15 protein-coding genes are annotated in these 15,266 nt (G+C 67.7%); 3 read left to right on the top strand and 12 right to left on the bottom strand.

What is annotated here, in order from left to right; translation table 11 throughout:
- Positions 1-23: 23 nt before the first annotated feature.
- The 8 genes from ACM0O9_RS00160 to ACM0O9_RS00125 form a co-directional block, all read right to left on the bottom strand.
- Positions 24-818 carry a thymidylate synthase gene (locus ACM0O9_RS00160; protein ID WP_235649821.1) on the bottom strand — a complete coding sequence of 265 codons (795 nt, stop codon included), beginning with the start codon at positions 816-818 and terminating at the stop codon, positions 24-26.
- The gene (lgt, locus tag ACM0O9_RS00155) at positions 815-1,702 is read right to left on the bottom strand and encodes a prolipoprotein diacylglyceryl transferase (protein WP_111201132.1); all 888 of its coding nucleotides are present in this window, start codon (positions 1,700-1,702) and stop codon (positions 815-817) included. The genes ACM0O9_RS00160 and lgt overlap by 4 nt, the downstream gene beginning before the upstream one ends.
- A gap of 51 nt (positions 1,703-1,753) precedes the next feature.
- Positions 1,754-2,248 carry a TPM domain-containing protein gene (locus ACM0O9_RS00150; protein WP_065186338.1) on the bottom strand — a complete coding sequence of 165 codons (495 nt, stop codon included), beginning with the start codon at positions 2,246-2,248 and terminating at the stop codon, positions 1,754-1,756.
- The gene (locus tag ACM0O9_RS00145; protein WP_414604095.1) at positions 2,248-3,135 is read right to left on the bottom strand and encodes a TPM domain-containing protein; all 888 of its coding nucleotides are present in this window, start codon (positions 3,133-3,135) and stop codon (positions 2,248-2,250) included. The genes ACM0O9_RS00150 and ACM0O9_RS00145 overlap by 1 nt, the downstream gene beginning before the upstream one ends.
- A 3-nt stretch (positions 3,136-3,138) precedes the next feature.
- Positions 3,139-3,759 carry a LemA family protein gene (locus ACM0O9_RS00140; RefSeq protein ID WP_005415338.1) on the bottom strand — a complete coding sequence of 207 codons (621 nt, stop codon included), beginning with the start codon at positions 3,757-3,759 and terminating at the stop codon, positions 3,139-3,141.
- A 566-nt stretch (positions 3,760-4,325) separates the two neighbouring features.
- Entirely contained in the window at positions 4,326-5,486 is a 1,161-nt protein-coding gene (locus ACM0O9_RS00135) for an MFS transporter (protein ID WP_414604094.1), read from the bottom strand.
- Between the two features lie 228 nt (positions 5,487-5,714).
- Positions 5,715-6,464, bottom strand: a complete 750-nt coding sequence (locus tag ACM0O9_RS00130; RefSeq protein ID WP_005415336.1) for a TerC family protein — start codon at positions 6,462-6,464, stop codon at positions 5,715-5,717.
- Positions 6,465-6,498: 34 nt separating this feature from the next.
- Positions 6,499-6,894 (bottom strand): diacylglycerol kinase, encoded by a 396-nt coding sequence (locus tag ACM0O9_RS00125; protein WP_005415335.1) that lies wholly within the window; start codon positions 6,892-6,894, stop codon positions 6,499-6,501.
- Between the two features lie 211 nt (positions 6,895-7,105).
- On the opposite strand from ACM0O9_RS00125, the gene ACM0O9_RS00120 reads away from it, so the two are divergent.
- Positions 7,106-7,807 carry an SGNH/GDSL hydrolase family protein gene (locus ACM0O9_RS00120; RefSeq protein WP_053500094.1) on the top strand — a complete coding sequence of 234 codons (702 nt, stop codon included), beginning with the start codon at positions 7,106-7,108 and terminating at the stop codon, positions 7,805-7,807.
- 231 nt (positions 7,808-8,038) lie between these two features.
- On the opposite strand, the gene ACM0O9_RS00115 is transcribed toward ACM0O9_RS00120, so the two are convergent.
- The 3 genes from ACM0O9_RS00115 to ACM0O9_RS00105 form a co-directional block, all read right to left on the bottom strand.
- On the bottom strand, positions 8,039-9,310 hold the full coding sequence (locus tag ACM0O9_RS00115; protein ID WP_065178739.1) for a sensor histidine kinase: 1,272 nt from the start codon (positions 9,308-9,310) through the stop codon (positions 8,039-8,041).
- Between the two features lie 153 nt (positions 9,311-9,463).
- Positions 9,464-10,177, bottom strand: a complete 714-nt coding sequence (locus ACM0O9_RS00110) for a response regulator transcription factor (RefSeq protein WP_002811889.1) — start codon at positions 10,175-10,177, stop codon at positions 9,464-9,466.
- A gap of 87 nt (positions 10,178-10,264) precedes the next feature.
- A complete protein-coding gene (locus tag ACM0O9_RS00105; RefSeq protein WP_032953941.1) occupies positions 10,265-10,909 on the bottom strand; it encodes an arylesterase in 645 nt (214 codons plus the stop codon).
- 75 nt (positions 10,910-10,984) lie between these two features.
- On the opposite strand from ACM0O9_RS00105, the gene ACM0O9_RS00100 reads away from it, so the two are divergent.
- Together ACM0O9_RS00100 and ACM0O9_RS00095 are read left to right on the top strand one after the other, a co-directional pair.
- Complete coding sequence (locus ACM0O9_RS00100; protein ID WP_005415330.1) at positions 10,985-11,632, top strand: ABC transporter ATP-binding protein; 648 nt, start codon at positions 10,985-10,987, stop codon at positions 11,630-11,632.
- On the top strand, positions 11,629-14,145 hold the full coding sequence (locus ACM0O9_RS00095; protein WP_414604093.1) for an ABC transporter permease: 2,517 nt from the start codon (positions 11,629-11,631) through the stop codon (positions 14,143-14,145). Before ACM0O9_RS00100 ends, ACM0O9_RS00095 begins: the two co-directional genes overlap by 4 nt.
- Positions 14,146-14,313: 168 nt before the next feature.
- Here ACM0O9_RS00095 and ACM0O9_RS00090 read toward each other — a convergent pair whose 3' ends face one another.
- Positions 14,314-15,240 (bottom strand): DUF6607 family protein, encoded by a 927-nt coding sequence (locus tag ACM0O9_RS00090; RefSeq protein ID WP_065186809.1) that lies wholly within the window; start codon positions 15,238-15,240, stop codon positions 14,314-14,316.
- Positions 15,241-15,266 lie beyond the last annotated feature (26 nt).

Raw genomic sequence — 15,266 nt, 5'->3', positions numbered from 1 at the left:
ATACGCAGCATGCCAAACATCACTCACACCGCCACCGGCGCCTTGATCGCCGGGTGCGGGTCATAGCCGTCGATGCGGATGTCGTCGAACCGGAAGCCGAACAGGTCGCTCACCTCCGGGTTCAACCACAGCTTCGGCAGCGCGCGCGGTTCACGCGAAAGCTGCTCGCGCGCCTGCTCGAAATGGTTCGAATACAGGTGCGCGTCGCCCAGCGTATGCACGAAGTCGCCCACGCCCAGGCCCGTGGCCTGCGCCACCATGTGGGTCAGCAGCGCATAGCTGGCGATGTTGAACGGCACGCCGAGGAAGATGTCGCCGCTGCGCTGGTACAGCTGGCAGCTGAGCTTGCCGTCCACCACGTAGAACTGGAACAGATTGTGGCACGGCATCAGCGCCATCTGCGAAAGCTCGCCCACGTTCCAGGCGCTGACCACCAGCCGGCGCGAATCGGGGTTGCGCTTGATCTCGTCCACCAGCCACTGCATCTGGTCGATCTCGCGGCCATCGGCGGTGGCCCAGCTGCGCCACTGCTTGCCGTAGACCGGGCCGAGGTCGCCGTTCTCGTCGGCCCACTCGTCCCAGATGCGTACCTGGTTGTCTTTCAGGTAGCCGATGTTGGTATCGCCCTTCAGGAACCACAGCAGCTCGTGGATGATCGAGCGCAGGTGCAGTTTCTTGGTGGTGACCAGTGGGAAGCCGTCGGCCAGATTGAAACGCATCTGCCAGCCGAACACGCTGCGGGTACCGGTGCCGGTACGGTCGCTCTTCTCGGCACCGTGCTCGAGCACGTGCGAGAGCAGGTCCAGGTAAGCCTTCATGCCTTGCCCTCGGCAACCACCGGCAGCTGCGGCTGCAGTACCGGCGCGCGGCGCGACATTACCAGTAGCACCAGGCCGAAAGCGATCAGCGGTAGGCTGAGGATCTGGCCACGGGTCAGCCAGTCGAAGGCCACATAGACGCCGTTGTCGGGCATGCGTACGAATTCGACGGCGAAGCGGAACAGGCCGTACATCAGCGCGAACAGGCCGCCGACCAGGTAACGGTGGCGCGGCTTGGCCGACACCGTCCACAGCACCACGAACATCACCAGGCCTTCCAGGATCGCTTCATACAGCTGCGAGGGATGGCGGGCGAACTGGTTCAGCGCGCCGGTGGCGAACTGCGCCTGCAGGGTCGCGTGGTCCAACTGGTTCAGCGGCGCCGGCAGGCCCGACGGGAACACCACGCCCCACGTGCCGTCGGTGTACTTGCCCCACAGCTCGGCGCCGATGAAGTTGCCGATGCGACCAAAACCCAGGCCCAGCGGTACCAGCGGCGCCATGAAATCCATGGTGTCGAAGAAGTGCAGCGCGTGCTTGCGCGACCACCACCAGCAGGCACCCAGCACGCCCAGCAGGCCGCCATGGAAGCTCATGCCGCCGTCCCACACCTTGAACAGCAGCAGCGGGTTGTGCAGGAAATCCCCCAGCGCGTAGAACAGCATGTAGCCGATGCGGCCGCCCAGCACCACGCCGAGCATGGCGTAGAACAACAGGTCGGAGAAGCCGTTGGCATCGACGCCCGGCAGGCGCCCGGCGGCGATGCGCGTGCGGCCCAGCAGCCAGGCCGCAGTGAAGCCGAGCAGGTACATGATGCCGTACCAGTGCACCTTGATCGGCCCCAGCGAGAGGGCGATGGGGTCGATGTCGTGGAAATAGATCATGGAAGGTGCCTTGCGGTTGAACGCCTATTCTCGGGCCAGTGCCGCCCCGGCTCAACCAAGGATCTGCGGCGAGTTCGGCAACGCGTCATCGTTCGACCGGGTCGAGGCCGGAAAGTGCCCTTCGATCAGGCTGGAGACCTCGTCGATGGCATCCTGCAGCGCTTCCACCGGATTGGAACCACGCAGGCCCTCGCGCAGATGGGTGCAGACCCGCTGCCACTGCGCCGGGCTGACCCGGCCATGCAGGCCGCGGTCGGCGACGATCTCGATGGCATGGTCGGCCAGCAGCAGGTAGATCAGCACGCCGTTGTTGTGGGCGGTGTCCCAGGTGCGCAGGCGTGCGAAGGCATGCTCGGCGGCCTGCCTCGGGGTGACCTTGTGCCACAACGCGGCCAGCGGCAGATCAGCCTCCACCGCAAACATCACCTGACCGCCGTGGCGCTGCTCACCGGCCGCGATGGCCTCGGTGATCGCCTGCAGCGTGGCTGGCGGGAACGCGCGACGTACCGACGGCGAACATACATGACGGAACAGACGTTGGATCATCACCAGCCTCCCGAAGCGCCACCGCCACCGGAACGGCCACCGCCGCCGCCCCAGCCGCCACCACCGCCGAATCCACCACCACCGCCGAAGCCGCCGCCCCCGCCCCAGCTGCCGCCGCCCCAGCCACCACCGCCGGCAAAGCGCCCCGGGTGGCCGGACAGCATCGCCACGATCAGGCCAACCACGCCGGCCAGGCCACTGGCCAGCAGGGTGGAGGTGAACAGGAACGCCGCCACGGCTGCGCCAGCGCCGCCGAGCAGGCCACGCAGCGGGCGCGGCACGCGCGCGAACACGCCGCGCAGGATGCTGCCGGCGAACACACCGATGAACAGCGCCAGGAACCAGGTATCGCCGCCGCCACCCGGCTCGCGCCCACGATGACCACTGACCGGTGCCGGCAGCGTTTCGCCATCGATCAGCTTGACCAGCACGGCGGTGGCATCGGTGATGCCCCCGGCGTAGTCGCCGGCGCGGAAACGCGGCACCAGGTATTCCTGGATGACCCGGTTGGCGATGGCATCGGGAATCGCGCCTTCAAGACCGTAACCCGGCTCGATCCGCACGCGCCGGTCGTCCTTGGCCACCACCAGCAGCACGCCGTCATCGACGCCCTTGCGGCCGATCTGCCACTGGTCGAAGACCCGCGTGGTGTACTGCGCGATGTCCTCCGGCTGGGTGGTGGGTACCACCAGCACCTGCAGCTGGCTGCCCTTGCGCTGTTGCAGGTCCAGCGCCTGCTGCACCAGTGCCTGCTTCTGCGCAGCCTCCAGCGTGCCGGTGGTGTCGACCACCGGCGAATCCAGCGCCGGAATCGGCGCCAGCTGCTGAGCCTGTGCCGCCAGCGGCAGCCACAGCAGCAGGGCCAGCAGCGCAGTGGCCAGGCGCATCGGTCAGTGGCCCGGCTGCGGTGCCGGCTGCTGCTGCGGCGCGTTGCCGAAATCGACCGCCGGCGCGTTGGAGATCTGCGCTTCGTTGTCCACCGTGAAGTTCGGCTTGGTCTTGTAGCCGAAGATCTTGGCGGTGATCACCTGCGGGAACGAGCGGATGTAGGTATTGTAGTCCTGCACCTGCTGGATGTAGCGGCCGCGGGCAACGGTGATGCGGTTCTCGGTGCCTTCCAGCTGGGCCTGCAGGTCGCGGAAGTTCTGGTCGGACTTCAGCACGGGATAGTTCTCGGTCACCACCAGCAGCCGCGACAGCGCGCTGCCGAGTTCACCCTGGGCCTGCTGGAACTGCTTGAGCGAGGCTTCGTCATCGGCGTTGACGTTGATCTGGCCGACACGCGAGCGGGCGTTGGTGACTTCGGTCAGCACGCGCTCTTCCTGGCTGGCGAAACCTTTGACGGTCTGCACCAGGTTGGGCACCAGGTCGGCGCGGCGCTTGTACTGGTTGAGCACTTCGGACCAGCTGGCCTTGACCGCCTCGTCCTTCTGCTGGATGGCGTTGTAGCCGCAGCCGGACAACAGGGAGGCCAGCAGCATCAGGGGCAGGACACGGGTGAACAGGCGCATGGCGGGGGTTCCGGGTGGGCTTGGCGCCGAGCATGCCATGGTTCGGGTGAAAGACCGGCCATCGGGCGCCGCCCCCTCCGCGGTGTGGTCCAGCCAGCTCGGGGATGGGCCGGGAGGGTGGGTCGGCTGGGGGCCGCTGCAAGTACGTCCATGTAAGCTCGGTCGCCGCATCCATGCGGCTCACGCCCCCAGCCGACCCACCCTCCCGGCCATGGACAGTTTTCTGCGCACCGCGGGAAGATCAAAAGAAAAATCAAAGGCAAAAGCCGACCCTTCAGACATTCCTGGTGTCTGCCATCCACGCATGGCGTGGATCTACCGTGTCGACCAAGATCGACACCTACCAACAGCAGCGCAGAACGCGTTCCGACAGATCGCGGAAGACTGTCGAAGGCGGGGTGGGTCCGGGGGCGGGGGTGTCCGCGGCATGGATGCCGCGGCCAAGCCCCCAGGGAAGGGTTTACGGCGTCCCCCGCCACCGGACCCGCCCCGCCATCCCTCAGTAGCCCAGCTTTTGACGTTGCCTCTGCGGGTGCAGGGCGCAGCCCTGCCGGAACCCCTCACCCTCAGCAGGCCTCAGCCACCGCAGTGCGCGGACGCCCCAGCCATGCCAGCAGCAGGCCCGACGCGGCCAGCAGGCCACCGGCCACAGGAATGGCGGCGTAGCCCAGGCCCGAGCTGATCACCGCACCACCCAGCGCCGCACCTACCGCATTGCCCAGGTTGAATGCACCCACGTTGATCGACGACGCCAGGCCCGGCGCCTCGCTGGCCACCTGCATCACCCGGATCTGCAGCGGCGGCACGAGGGCGAAGGTCGCCACACCGAACAGCAGTACACCCAGCGCCGCGGTGGCGTGGCTCATGAAGGCCAGCGGCAGCACGAACATCAGCACCGCCAGGGCAGCCAGCAGGATACGGGTGGCGCCATCGAGCGACCAGTCAGCCATGCGCCCACCGATGCCGTTGCCGAGGGTGAAGCCGATGCCGATCAGGGCCAGCGACACCGCGATGAAGGCATTGGAAGCGCCGGTCAACTCGGTCAGCACCGGTGCGACGTAGGTGTACAGCGTGAACATCGCACCCGCACCAAGCACGGTGGTGGCCATGGCCAGCAGCACCTGCGGCTGCAGGATCGCCTTCAGTTCGCGGCGCACGTCCGGGCGCGGTCCCGGCGCGGACGCCGGCAGCGCAAAACCCAACGCAGTGATCGCGATCAGGCCCAACGCCGCAGTACCGGCGAAGGACAGGCGCCAGCCCAGCTGCTGGCCGACCCAGGTCGCCAGCGGCACGCCACCGATGTTGGCAATGGTCAGGCCCATGAACATGGTGGCCACGGCAGCAGCCTGCTTTTCCTTTGGCACCAGGCTGGCGGCGACCACCGCACCGATGCCGAAGAAGGCACCGTGGTTAAGGCTGGTGACCAGGCGCGACAGCAGCAGCAGCCCGTAGTTCGGCGCCAGCGCGGACAGCAGGTTGCCGACCACGAAGATCGACATCAGCAGCATCAGCGCGGTGCGCTTGCCGAAACGCCCCATCAGCAGGGTCATCACCGGCGCGCCCAGCGTCACGCCCACGGCATAGGCGGTGATCAGCATGCCCGCAGTGGGGATGCCAACGCCGACGCCGTCGGCGATGACCGGCAACAGGCCCATCGGGGCAAACTCGGTGGTTCCGATGGCGAAGGCGCCAACGGCAAGCGCCAGCAAGGCGGCTCTGGAATTCATGGGAGAGTCCTGGGGGGCGGGAATCGGGAGTGCGTAGCCTGCGCGCTTTGCTGCGCCGGATTAAGCCTCGCCCCGGGAAAACACTGTTGATCCTCGTTCACAAGTGGAGGCCGGAACGCAGCCACAAGTGCAAAAACCACAATGCCGTTGCAGAACCGACCTCGCCCCCACAACGCAGAACCCCCGGAATGCCGGGGGTTCTGAGGGACTCACACGCCAGTGGCGCGCTTACCAGTTGCCGGCGCCCGGCACGTTGTGCTCGCGGGCGCGGCGGCGCATCAGCAGGTTCAGCCACTCCACCAGCACCGAGAAGCCCATCGCGGCGTAGATGTAGGGCTTGGGCACGTGCACGTCCAGGCCGTCCAGGATCAGCACCGCGCCGATCATCAGGATGAAGGCGAGCGCCAGCATCTTCACGGTCGGGTTGGCATCGATGAAGCGGCCCAGCGGGTTGGCGGCCAGCAGCATCACCATCACCGACAGCAGGATCGCGGCGACCATCACCGGAATGTGGTCGGCGATGCCGACGGCGGTGATCACCGAGTCCAGCGAGAACACGATGTCGATCACCGCGATCTGCGCGATCACGTAGCCGAACACGGCCGAGGCCTTGGTGGTGCTGGGATCTTCATCCTCGCCACCGCTGATCAGTTCCTTGATCTCCATGCAGCCCTTGATGATCAGGAACAGGCCGCCAACGATCAGCACCAGGTCGCGGATGGAGATGCCCATGCCGGCCACGGTGAACAGGTTTGCCGCCATGTGCGCCAGGTAGGCCAGCGATACCAGCAGGCCGATGCGGGTAATGCAGGCCACCGCGATGCCGAGCTTGCGGGCGAACGGGCGGCGCTCTTCCGGCAGCTTGCTGACAGCAATGGAAATGAACACCAGGTTGTCGATGCCGAGCACGATTTCCAGCGCGCTGAGCGTGAACAGGGTCACCCAGGCATTGGGGTCGGCGAGGAACTCAAAGGACATGGAAACTCTTCAAGGCAGTGGGGGGAATGGGGTTTCAGCCGTAGTTGCCGGCCAGCGCGTGCGGAACCACGACCAGCGCCCAGCACAGCAACACGTTCATCATCAGCACGAACACCGCCGCCGAGCCCATGTCCTTGGCGCGGCCGGCCAGCTCGTGAATCTCACTGCCGTAGCGTTCGATCACCGCTTCGATGGCCGAGTTGGCCAGCTCCATCGCCAGCACCAGCAGCATCGAGCCGATCAGCAGCGCGCGTTCGACCGGCGTCTGGCCCAGCCAGATCGCAATCGGCGTCAGCAGGATCAGCAGGTAGACCTCAAGCCGGAACGAGGACTCGTGCAGCCAGGCAGCGCGCAGGCCCTGCCAGGACCAGCGGGCGGCCTGGAAGATGCGGCGCGGGCCGCGCGGCAGGTGGCCGAACTGATCAGCCACGGGTGGAACATCCAGCAACGGGGGCGCGGCGCAGCGACCGCTCAGACGCACGGCAGGGAATCATGGGTGCACAGGAATAGGCAGATGGCGGCCATTTTGCCACAAGGCCGCCAACCGCAGCCCGCGCCGGCCCGCTGAACGGCCTGCCAGGGGCAAGCAACGGCCCGGGCATGCTCCTATGATGGATGCCCCTTGCCTGCTGGAGCGCCTGATGTCCCGTCGCCGTACCTGCCTGTTGATGCTGGGCCTGCTGACTGCCGCACCGCTGGCCCAGGCGCTGAGCCCGGCCGAGTCGCCCCGTGTGCCAGAACAGGTCTCCAACGTAGCCTGGGCCGGCGACATGGCCCGCTTCGCCAGCGCCGACCAGTCCACCCCGCCGCCGCGCGGTGGCATCGAGTTCATTGGCAGCTCCTCGATCCGCTTCTGGGAGAGCCTGGCCACCGACTTCCCTGGCCAGCCAGTGTTCAACCGCGGCTTCGGCGGCTCGGAAGTGCGCGACAGCACCTGGTACGCCGACCGCATCGTGGTGCCGTATGCGCCATGCAAAGTGTTCTTCTACGCGGGCGACAACGACCTCAACAGTGGCCGCAGCGCCGTGCAGGTGCGCGACGACGTGGTTGCCTTCGTGCAGCGCGTGCACCGCGACCTGCCTAAGACCAAGGTGGAGTACCTGTCGATCAAGCCGAGCCCGTCGCGCGCGCACCTGCTGCCGGCGATCAACGAGGCCAACACGCTGATCAAGGCCGCGCTGGCCAAGCTGCCCAACACCGGTTTCACCGACATCTACACGCCGATGCTCGGCGCCGACGGCCAGCCGGATGCGACGCTGTTCCGCGAGGACATGCTGCACATGACCCCGGCCGGCTATGCGATCTGGACCAGGGCGCTGGCGCCGAAGGTCAACTGCAACTGAGCAACCCCATCCACGCATGGCGTGGATCTACTGCGGATCGCGGGAAACTGTCGAAGGCGGGGCGGTGTGGGTTTGCAGGACCGTTGGCGCCATGGATGGCGCCATCGAGCCCCCATGGACGGGTTTACGGCGTGTCCTGCAAACCCACACCGCCCCGCCATTCCACGGAATGCCCGCTTCTGATGTTGATGTTGCCTCGGCGGGTGCCGGGCGCAGCCCGGCAAAATCCCTCTACCGGAAGATCACCGTAGCCTCGGTGCCCTTGCCCGGCTCGCTGGCCAGGCTGACCTTCCAGCCGAAGCGGTCGCACAGCCGGCGCACGATCGACAGGCCCAGGCCGGTGCCCTGCGGACGGCTCGGCTCGGCGCGGTAGAACGGTTCAAACGCGCGCGACAGCGCCTCGGCGGACATGCCGATGCCGGTATCGCGCACCACCACCCGGTCATTGAGCACGTGCACGTCGATACGCCCTTCGTCGGTGTAGCTGCAGGCATTGCGCACCAGGTTGCTGACCACCACCTGCAGCACCCGCGGCGGTGCGTGCAGCTGTACCGGGCCGTCGCCGTGCAGGTGCACCGATACGGGCCGGTTGCCCAGCAGCTCGTTGGCGTTGTCCACCTCGTAGCGGACGATGTCGTTGACGTCGAACAGCTCGATCTGCGGTTCGACATCGGCCTCGCGGGCCAGGATCAGGAACGCATCGATCACCGCCTCCATGTCACGGCCTGCACGCTGGATGCGCTGCAGGCTGCGGCGCAGGCGCGGCTGCAGGGTTTCATCGCCAAGGGCCATGTCGCTGGCCACGCGGATGACGGTCAACGGCGTGCGCAGCTCATGGCTGGCATCACGGGTGAAGTTGCGCTCGCGCGCCACGTGCGCGCTGACCCGGTTGGCCAGCGAATGCAGTGCGGCCGCCAGCTGGCGGGTCTCGCCCTGCATGTCCGCCGGCAGCTTGTTCGGCTCCAGATCGGCCGCTTCGGGGTGGCCCGGGTCCCAGCGCGAGACGCGCCGCGCCAGCCAGTTCACCGGCGACACCAGTCGCTTGGAGGCACGGTAGGTGACCCAGCTGGCGCCATACACCGCCAACAGGGTCAGCAGCACCGGCACGATGCCGAACCAGAACGCCAGCATCTCCGCGCGCGAGCGCAGGAACACCAGGTACAGGCGACCGGCAGGGCGCACGTCGACCAGCACCAGCTGGTCGTCCTGGGGCAGCTCGTGGAAGCCAGGCTCCAGGGTGCGCAGGTTGGCCGGCAATGACAGTGCCGACTGCCCGCTTTCCAGCAGGTAGCCGCGGATGTTGTGGGTGTTGGGCGGCGGCTGCACCGGCGACGCCTCGTGCAGCGTCCAGTAATAGGCCGCTTCCTCGCGCAGGGCGGCGCCGACCAGGCTGTGCTTGATCACCAGCGAGACCAGCCAGGCACCGAGCAGGATGCCCAGGCTGGCCAGGACTGCCTGCAGGATGAAGGCGATACGGATCTTGCGCGGCAGGCCGTGCGGCATTGCGGGGTCCCGGTCAGAGCGCTGCGATTATAGGCAGCGCGCTGCGCCGTAGTCGTGCACGGACGCTGACCGGCGGCAGCGCCGGCCGGTCATCCGTGCCCGGTGCGGGGTCGTTGCCCGGCCGGACCTGATGCTGCACAGGCCGGGCCCCGATCAGGCCATCGGCTGGGCAATATCGGCAATGCGATAGCCGGCGCTCTGCACGGTGTGCAGCAGCGGACGGTCGAACGGCTTGTCGATGATCTTGCGCAGGTTGTACAGATGGCTGCGCAGGGTGTCCGAATCCGGCAGGCCATTGCCCCAGATCTCGCGTTCGATCTCCTGGCGGGTGACCACGCGCGGCGATTCGCGCATCAGGATGGTCAGCAGGCGCAGGCCGATCGGCGACAGCTGCAGCTCGGTACCGGCACGGGTAGCCCGCATGCTGACCGGATCGAGCACCAGGTCGGCGACCTTCAGCACCTCCGAACCGACCTGGCGACGTTCGCGACGGATCAGCGCGCGCAGGCGGGCTTCCAGCTCCTGGATCGCGAACGGCTTGGTCAGGTAGTCATCGGCACCAAACCCGAGGCCGGTGAGCTTGTCGTCCAGCGTGTCGCGTGCCGTGAGCATCAGCACCGGCGTGGACTTGCGCGCATCGTTGCGCAGGCGACGGCACACTTCGATGCCATCCAGGCGCGGCAACATGAGATCGAGCACCACGACGTCATAGCTGTTCTCCGCCGCGAGGCGGTAGCCATCCAGGCCGTCCTGTGCATAGTCGACTTCGAAGCCGCGACCTTCCAGGTATTCCCCGATCATCTCGGAGATGTTGCGGTTGTCTTCGACCACCAGCACCAAGCCGGAGGTCTCCTTCGTCTGACGCATGTGATTCCCTCTAACTTCAGCTTTGTGAAACATGCCGGATCGACGGTGGACGCGATGTGAAGTTCCGTCAAGAGGTACACAAACGGTTCAGAGCAGCGGCCTGAGCAGCGGCCAGACGTTGTCCAGCACCTTCGGCTGCGCCTGCGCCGTGGGGTGCAGGCCGTCGCCCTGCATCATGCCCGGCTGCAGGGCCACGCCCTCCAGCAGGAACGGCAGCAGCGGCACCTTGTACTGCGTGGCCAGCGCCTTGTAGGCCGCGGCCAGGCGCTGGCGGTAGGCCGGTCCGTAGTTGGGCGGCACGTCGATGCCCAGCAGCAGCACCTTGGCACCGGCCTTCTGGCTGGCCTGCACCATTTTTTCCAGGTTGCCCTGCACCTGCGCCGGGGTCAGCCCGCGCAGCGCGTCATTGCCGCCCAGCGCGATCACCACCACGGTCGGCTTCTCCCTGGCCAGCAGGCCCGGCAGGCGGGTCAGCGCGCCGGCGGTGGTTTCCCCGCTCATGCTGGCGTTGACGATGCGCGCCGGGGTTTTCGACTGCTGCCTGACCCGCTGTTGCAGCAAGCTGACCCAGCCGGCGTCGGCAGGGATATTGTGGGCGGCACTGAGGCTGTCGCCGAGCACCAGCACGGTGCCAGCCGTACCTTTGGCACAGGCCAGCCCCGGCAACAGCAGGAACCCTAGCAGCAGCACCATCATCGCGCCGGCTCGCCGGCTCCATCCCGTCTTGCGCATTGGAGTCTCCTCATCGACAGCCTGTCCCCCCGCAGCGCGCCCGTCGCCATCGCCGTCGACCAGGTCGGCAAATCCGTGCAGGGCCCGGAGGGTGAAGTCCACATACTGGACAACATCACCCTGACCGTCCATGAAGGCACCAGCGCGGCCATCGTCGGCGCCTCCGGTTCGGGCAAGACCACCCTGCTCGGCCTGCTGGCCGGGCTGGACCTGCCCAGTCGGGGCCGCATTGCGCTGTCGGGCCAGGACCTGGGCGACCTCGATGAAGAGGCGCGGGCCCAGCTGCGCGCGCGCGAGGTTGGCTTCGTGTTCCAGAGCTTCCACCTGCTGCCGGCGCTGACCGCCGCCGAGAACGTCGCGTTGCCACTGGAACTCGCCGGGCGCGAGGATCGCACGCGGGTCGATGAAGTGCTGGCCCAGGTCGGCCTCTCCCATCGCGCCCGCCACTACCCGCGCCAGCTGTCCGGTGGCGAGCAGCAGCGCGTGGCACTGGCGCGTGCCTTCGTCACCCGGCCGCGCATCCTGTTCGCCGACGAACCGACGGGATCGCTGGACCATGCCACCGGCCAGCACGTCAGCGACCTGCTGTTCGAACTCAACGCCGGCAGCGGCACTACCCTGGTACTGGTCACCCACGACATGCGCCTGGCGCAGCGTTGCCAGTACATCCATCGTATCGACGACGGCCGCCTGCTGCCGGTTGAGCGCGGAGCCCAGGCATGAACCTGCTGCGGCACGCGTGGCGCGCGCTGCGTCGCGAGGCGCTGGCCGGCGACCTGCTCACCGTGTTCGCCGCACTGGTGCTGGGCGTGGCGGTGATGACCGCGGTGGGCACGCTGGTGAACCGGGTCAACCTGGCGCTGACCGGCAGCGCGGCGGAAATGCTCGGTGGCGATCTCGGCATCGCCGGGCGTGATGACCCGCCGCAGGCATTCGCCGACGAGGCACAACGGCGTGGACTGGCCTACACCCGCATCGCCAGCTTCGGCAGCGTGCTGTTCCATGGCGAGGCCAGCCAGATGGCGAGCATCAAGGCGGTGCAGGCGGGCTATCCACTGCGCGGCACGCTGCGGGTACGGGCCACGCCCGGCGGTACGTTGATCACCGATGCCGGCATGCCGCCCAAGGGCCAGGCCTATGCCGACCCACGCCTGCTGCAGGGGCTCGGGCTGAAGGCCGGCGATGATCTCGAGTTCGGCGCCGGCACGCTGCGCATCGCCGGCATCATCGAGGCCGAGCCGGACACCGGTGGCGACCTGCTGACGCTGTCCCCCACCCTGCTGGTCAACCGCGCCGATGTGGAAGGCACGGGACTGCTTGGCCCCGGCAGCCGCATCAACTACCGGCTGATGTTTGCAGGACCGCCCGGGCAGGTCGCGTCCCTGCGTGAGTGGCTGCTGCCACAGGTGAAGGGCCTGCGCCTGCTGAGCGTGGATGACACCCAGCGCGGCGTGCGCCAGGCCTTCGATCTGGCCGGGCGCTTCCTCGGCCTGAGCGCGCTGCTGGCGGTGCTGCTGGCGGGCGTGGCCACCGCATTGGCGGCCAACCGCTTCGCGCTGCGCCGCATCGACCAGGTGGCGATCCTGCGCTGCCTGGGTGCGCGCCAGCGCGACATCCTGCTTGGCCTGGCACTGCAGCTGCTGATGCTGGCGGTGCCGGCCTGTGCGCTCGGCATCGGCCTGGGCATGGCCGCGCAGGAAGGCCTGGTGCAGGTACTGGGCAGCCTGGTGCCGCAGCGCCTGCCGCTGCCGGAAGCGATGCCGGCACTGACCGGCGCGGGCATTGGCCTGTTGCTGCTGTTCGGCTTCGGCCTGCCGCCGCTGCTGCGCCTGCGCGGGGTACCGCCGATGCGCGTGCTCAACCGTTCCTTCGCCGCCCTGCCGCCGGCGTCGTTGCTGGCCTATGTGGCGGCGCTGGCGGCCAGCCTGCTGCTGGCGGTGCAGGTCACCGGCGATGTGAAACTGGCGCTGTGGGTGCTCGGCGGCCTGGCCGCGCTGGCGCTGGCGGCCGGTGCGGTCGGCTTCGTGCTGCTGCAGCTGCTGCGCGGCCTGCAGCACCGCCTGCATGGCCACTGGCGGCTGGGCCTGGCCGCGCTGACCCGGCGCCGGATGCTGGCGGTAATGCAGCTGGTCGGGCTGTCGCTGTCGCTGTGCGCGCTGCTGTTGCTGGCCGTGACCGGCCCCGGCCTGCTGCAGCAATGGCGCGAGCGCCTGCCGGCGGACACGCCCAACTACTTCCTGATCAACATCCAGCCCGAACAGCGCGACAGCGTGCTGACCACGCTGCGTGGACTGGGCGCCGGTGACGCCAGCATCGAACCGATGGCCACCGGCCGCCTGATCGCGATCAATGGCAAGCCACCGCTGCGCGTGGACCGCGAGCCCGGTCAGGACGGACAAGCGGCACAAGGCGAAGGTCAGCGCGATGACGACGACGAGAACCGGCCGTTGAACTTCAGCTGGCGCAGCACCTTCCCCCCCGCCAACACGCTGGTCAACGGCACCTTCTGGAAGAACGACAGCACGGCGCCGGAGGCATCAGTGGAGATCGGCTGGGCCAAGCGTTACGGCCTGTACCCCGGCGACCGCATCACCATTGCGGTGGGCGAGCAGGAGCGCGAGTTCACCGTCACCAGCGTGCGCAAGGCGGACTGGAACACCTTCCGGCCGAACTTCTTCGTGTTGCTGAACCCGAATGCGGTGGGCGAAACCCCGCACAACCTGCTGTCGGCCTTCCATCTGCCGGCCGGCAAGGCGGCGGGCCTGGGCGAACTGGTGCGCGCGCAGCCGAACCTGTCGCTGCTGGACGTGGATGCGGTGATTTCGCAGGTGCGCGATGTGATGGAGCGCGTGGCGCAGGCGGTGCAGCTGGTGATGGTGTTCAGCCTGCTGGCCGGCGTGCTGGTGCTGCTGGCCGCGCTGCAGGCCACCGCCGGCGAGCGCCGCTACGACAGCGCGGTACTACGCACCCTGGGTGCGACCCGGCGCCAGTTGCGTGGCGCGGTACTGGTGGAGTTCGGCGCGCTGGGCACGCTGGCGGCGATGCTGGCGGTGGGCGCGGCCGCTGCGATCGGCGTGGCGGTCTCGCAGAAAGTGTTCGAGCTGCCATTGCTGCCGCCGTGGCCGGGGCTGCTGATTGGCGGCGTAGTCGGCATCGGCTTGAGCCTGCTGGCGGGCTGGTGGGGCACGCGGGCGATCCTGCATACGCCGCCGGCATTGGCGTTGCGCGAGGCCTGAGGCGACGCCGGACCGGGGCGCGTGCCGAGCAGGCTCGGCACTTGCCGGTAGATCCACGCCATGCGTGGATGCGGGAAAGCGTGTGCCGAGCAAGCTCGGCACCTGCCAAAAGCACATGACGGCGTTGCCAGTATTCAAGGAACAAGCACATCCACGCATGGCGTGGATCTACTGGGCTTTTTCCACGTACTTGGCGAAGACCTCGTCGATCTGCGCGTCCTTCACCTGTTTGCCGGACTGGATCTCTTCGGCCTGGGTGAACAGCGGGATGATCATCGCCATGCCATCGAGCTTGGTCTTCAGGTGCACGCCCGGGGCCTGGCCGAGGAAGCCGTCCCAGCGCTGGCGCACTTTGGCCCAGTAGCCGGCGGTGGCCTTCCAGTAGGCGCGGGCCGGGGTGAAGTCGACCTCGGTTGTCTTGACGTAGTCGTTGAAGCCGAACTCGCGGGCGATCTCCACCTGGCTGCCGTCGGCGTTGCGCTGCACCTTGGTATTGAACTGCTCGTGGGTCCAGCCATTGGGCGTGAGCGTGTGGCGGTTGACCACGGCCAGCGCGTTGTAGTCGCTGCGCTTTGTGTATTCACGACGCGGCAGCGGGCGCCAGCTCAGGTCGCTGGTCCAGCTCGGCACGTTGTTGGTGTACGTCCATTTGCCGGTGCCACAGTAGCGCGGTGCATCGCTCACTTCATACACGCACTGGGTCCAGGCGCCCTGGTTCACCGCTGCGGGAATGCGGCGTACCTGCCAGGTCTGGTCGGCGCTGAACTCGAAACGGCTGGGCGCTTCGTAGACCCAGTCCTGGCGCCAGTGCTTGGTGATGTGGCCGCTCTTCTCATCGAGCAACAGGTGCTGCAGCACGATGCGCTGCGGGGTGTCCTCGACCACGATGACCACTTCGCTGCCGCCGCTGCGCATCGCCGGCGCACGCTCGTAGCCGGGCTTGAGCAGCACGGTCTCGTCGAACGCGAAGTCGACGGTGTACTCGCCCTGCATGGCGAGGATGCTGTCGTGGTCGCGGGCGATGTCGGAGGGCTGCGCGCTGGCCACGCCGCTGGCAGCGAGCAACAGCATGACGCTGGCTGTCTGGAACTTCATCGGGTCTTCCTTCGGGGTTGCAGGTT

Source organism: Stenotrophomonas sp. FR012, from assembly GCF_047520565.2.
Classification (GTDB): domain Bacteria; phylum Pseudomonadota; class Gammaproteobacteria; order Xanthomonadales; family Xanthomonadaceae; genus Stenotrophomonas; species Stenotrophomonas sepilia.
The sequence above is the reverse complement of the archived record's forward strand: the minus strand, read 5'-3'. Positions and strand labels throughout refer to the sequence as shown.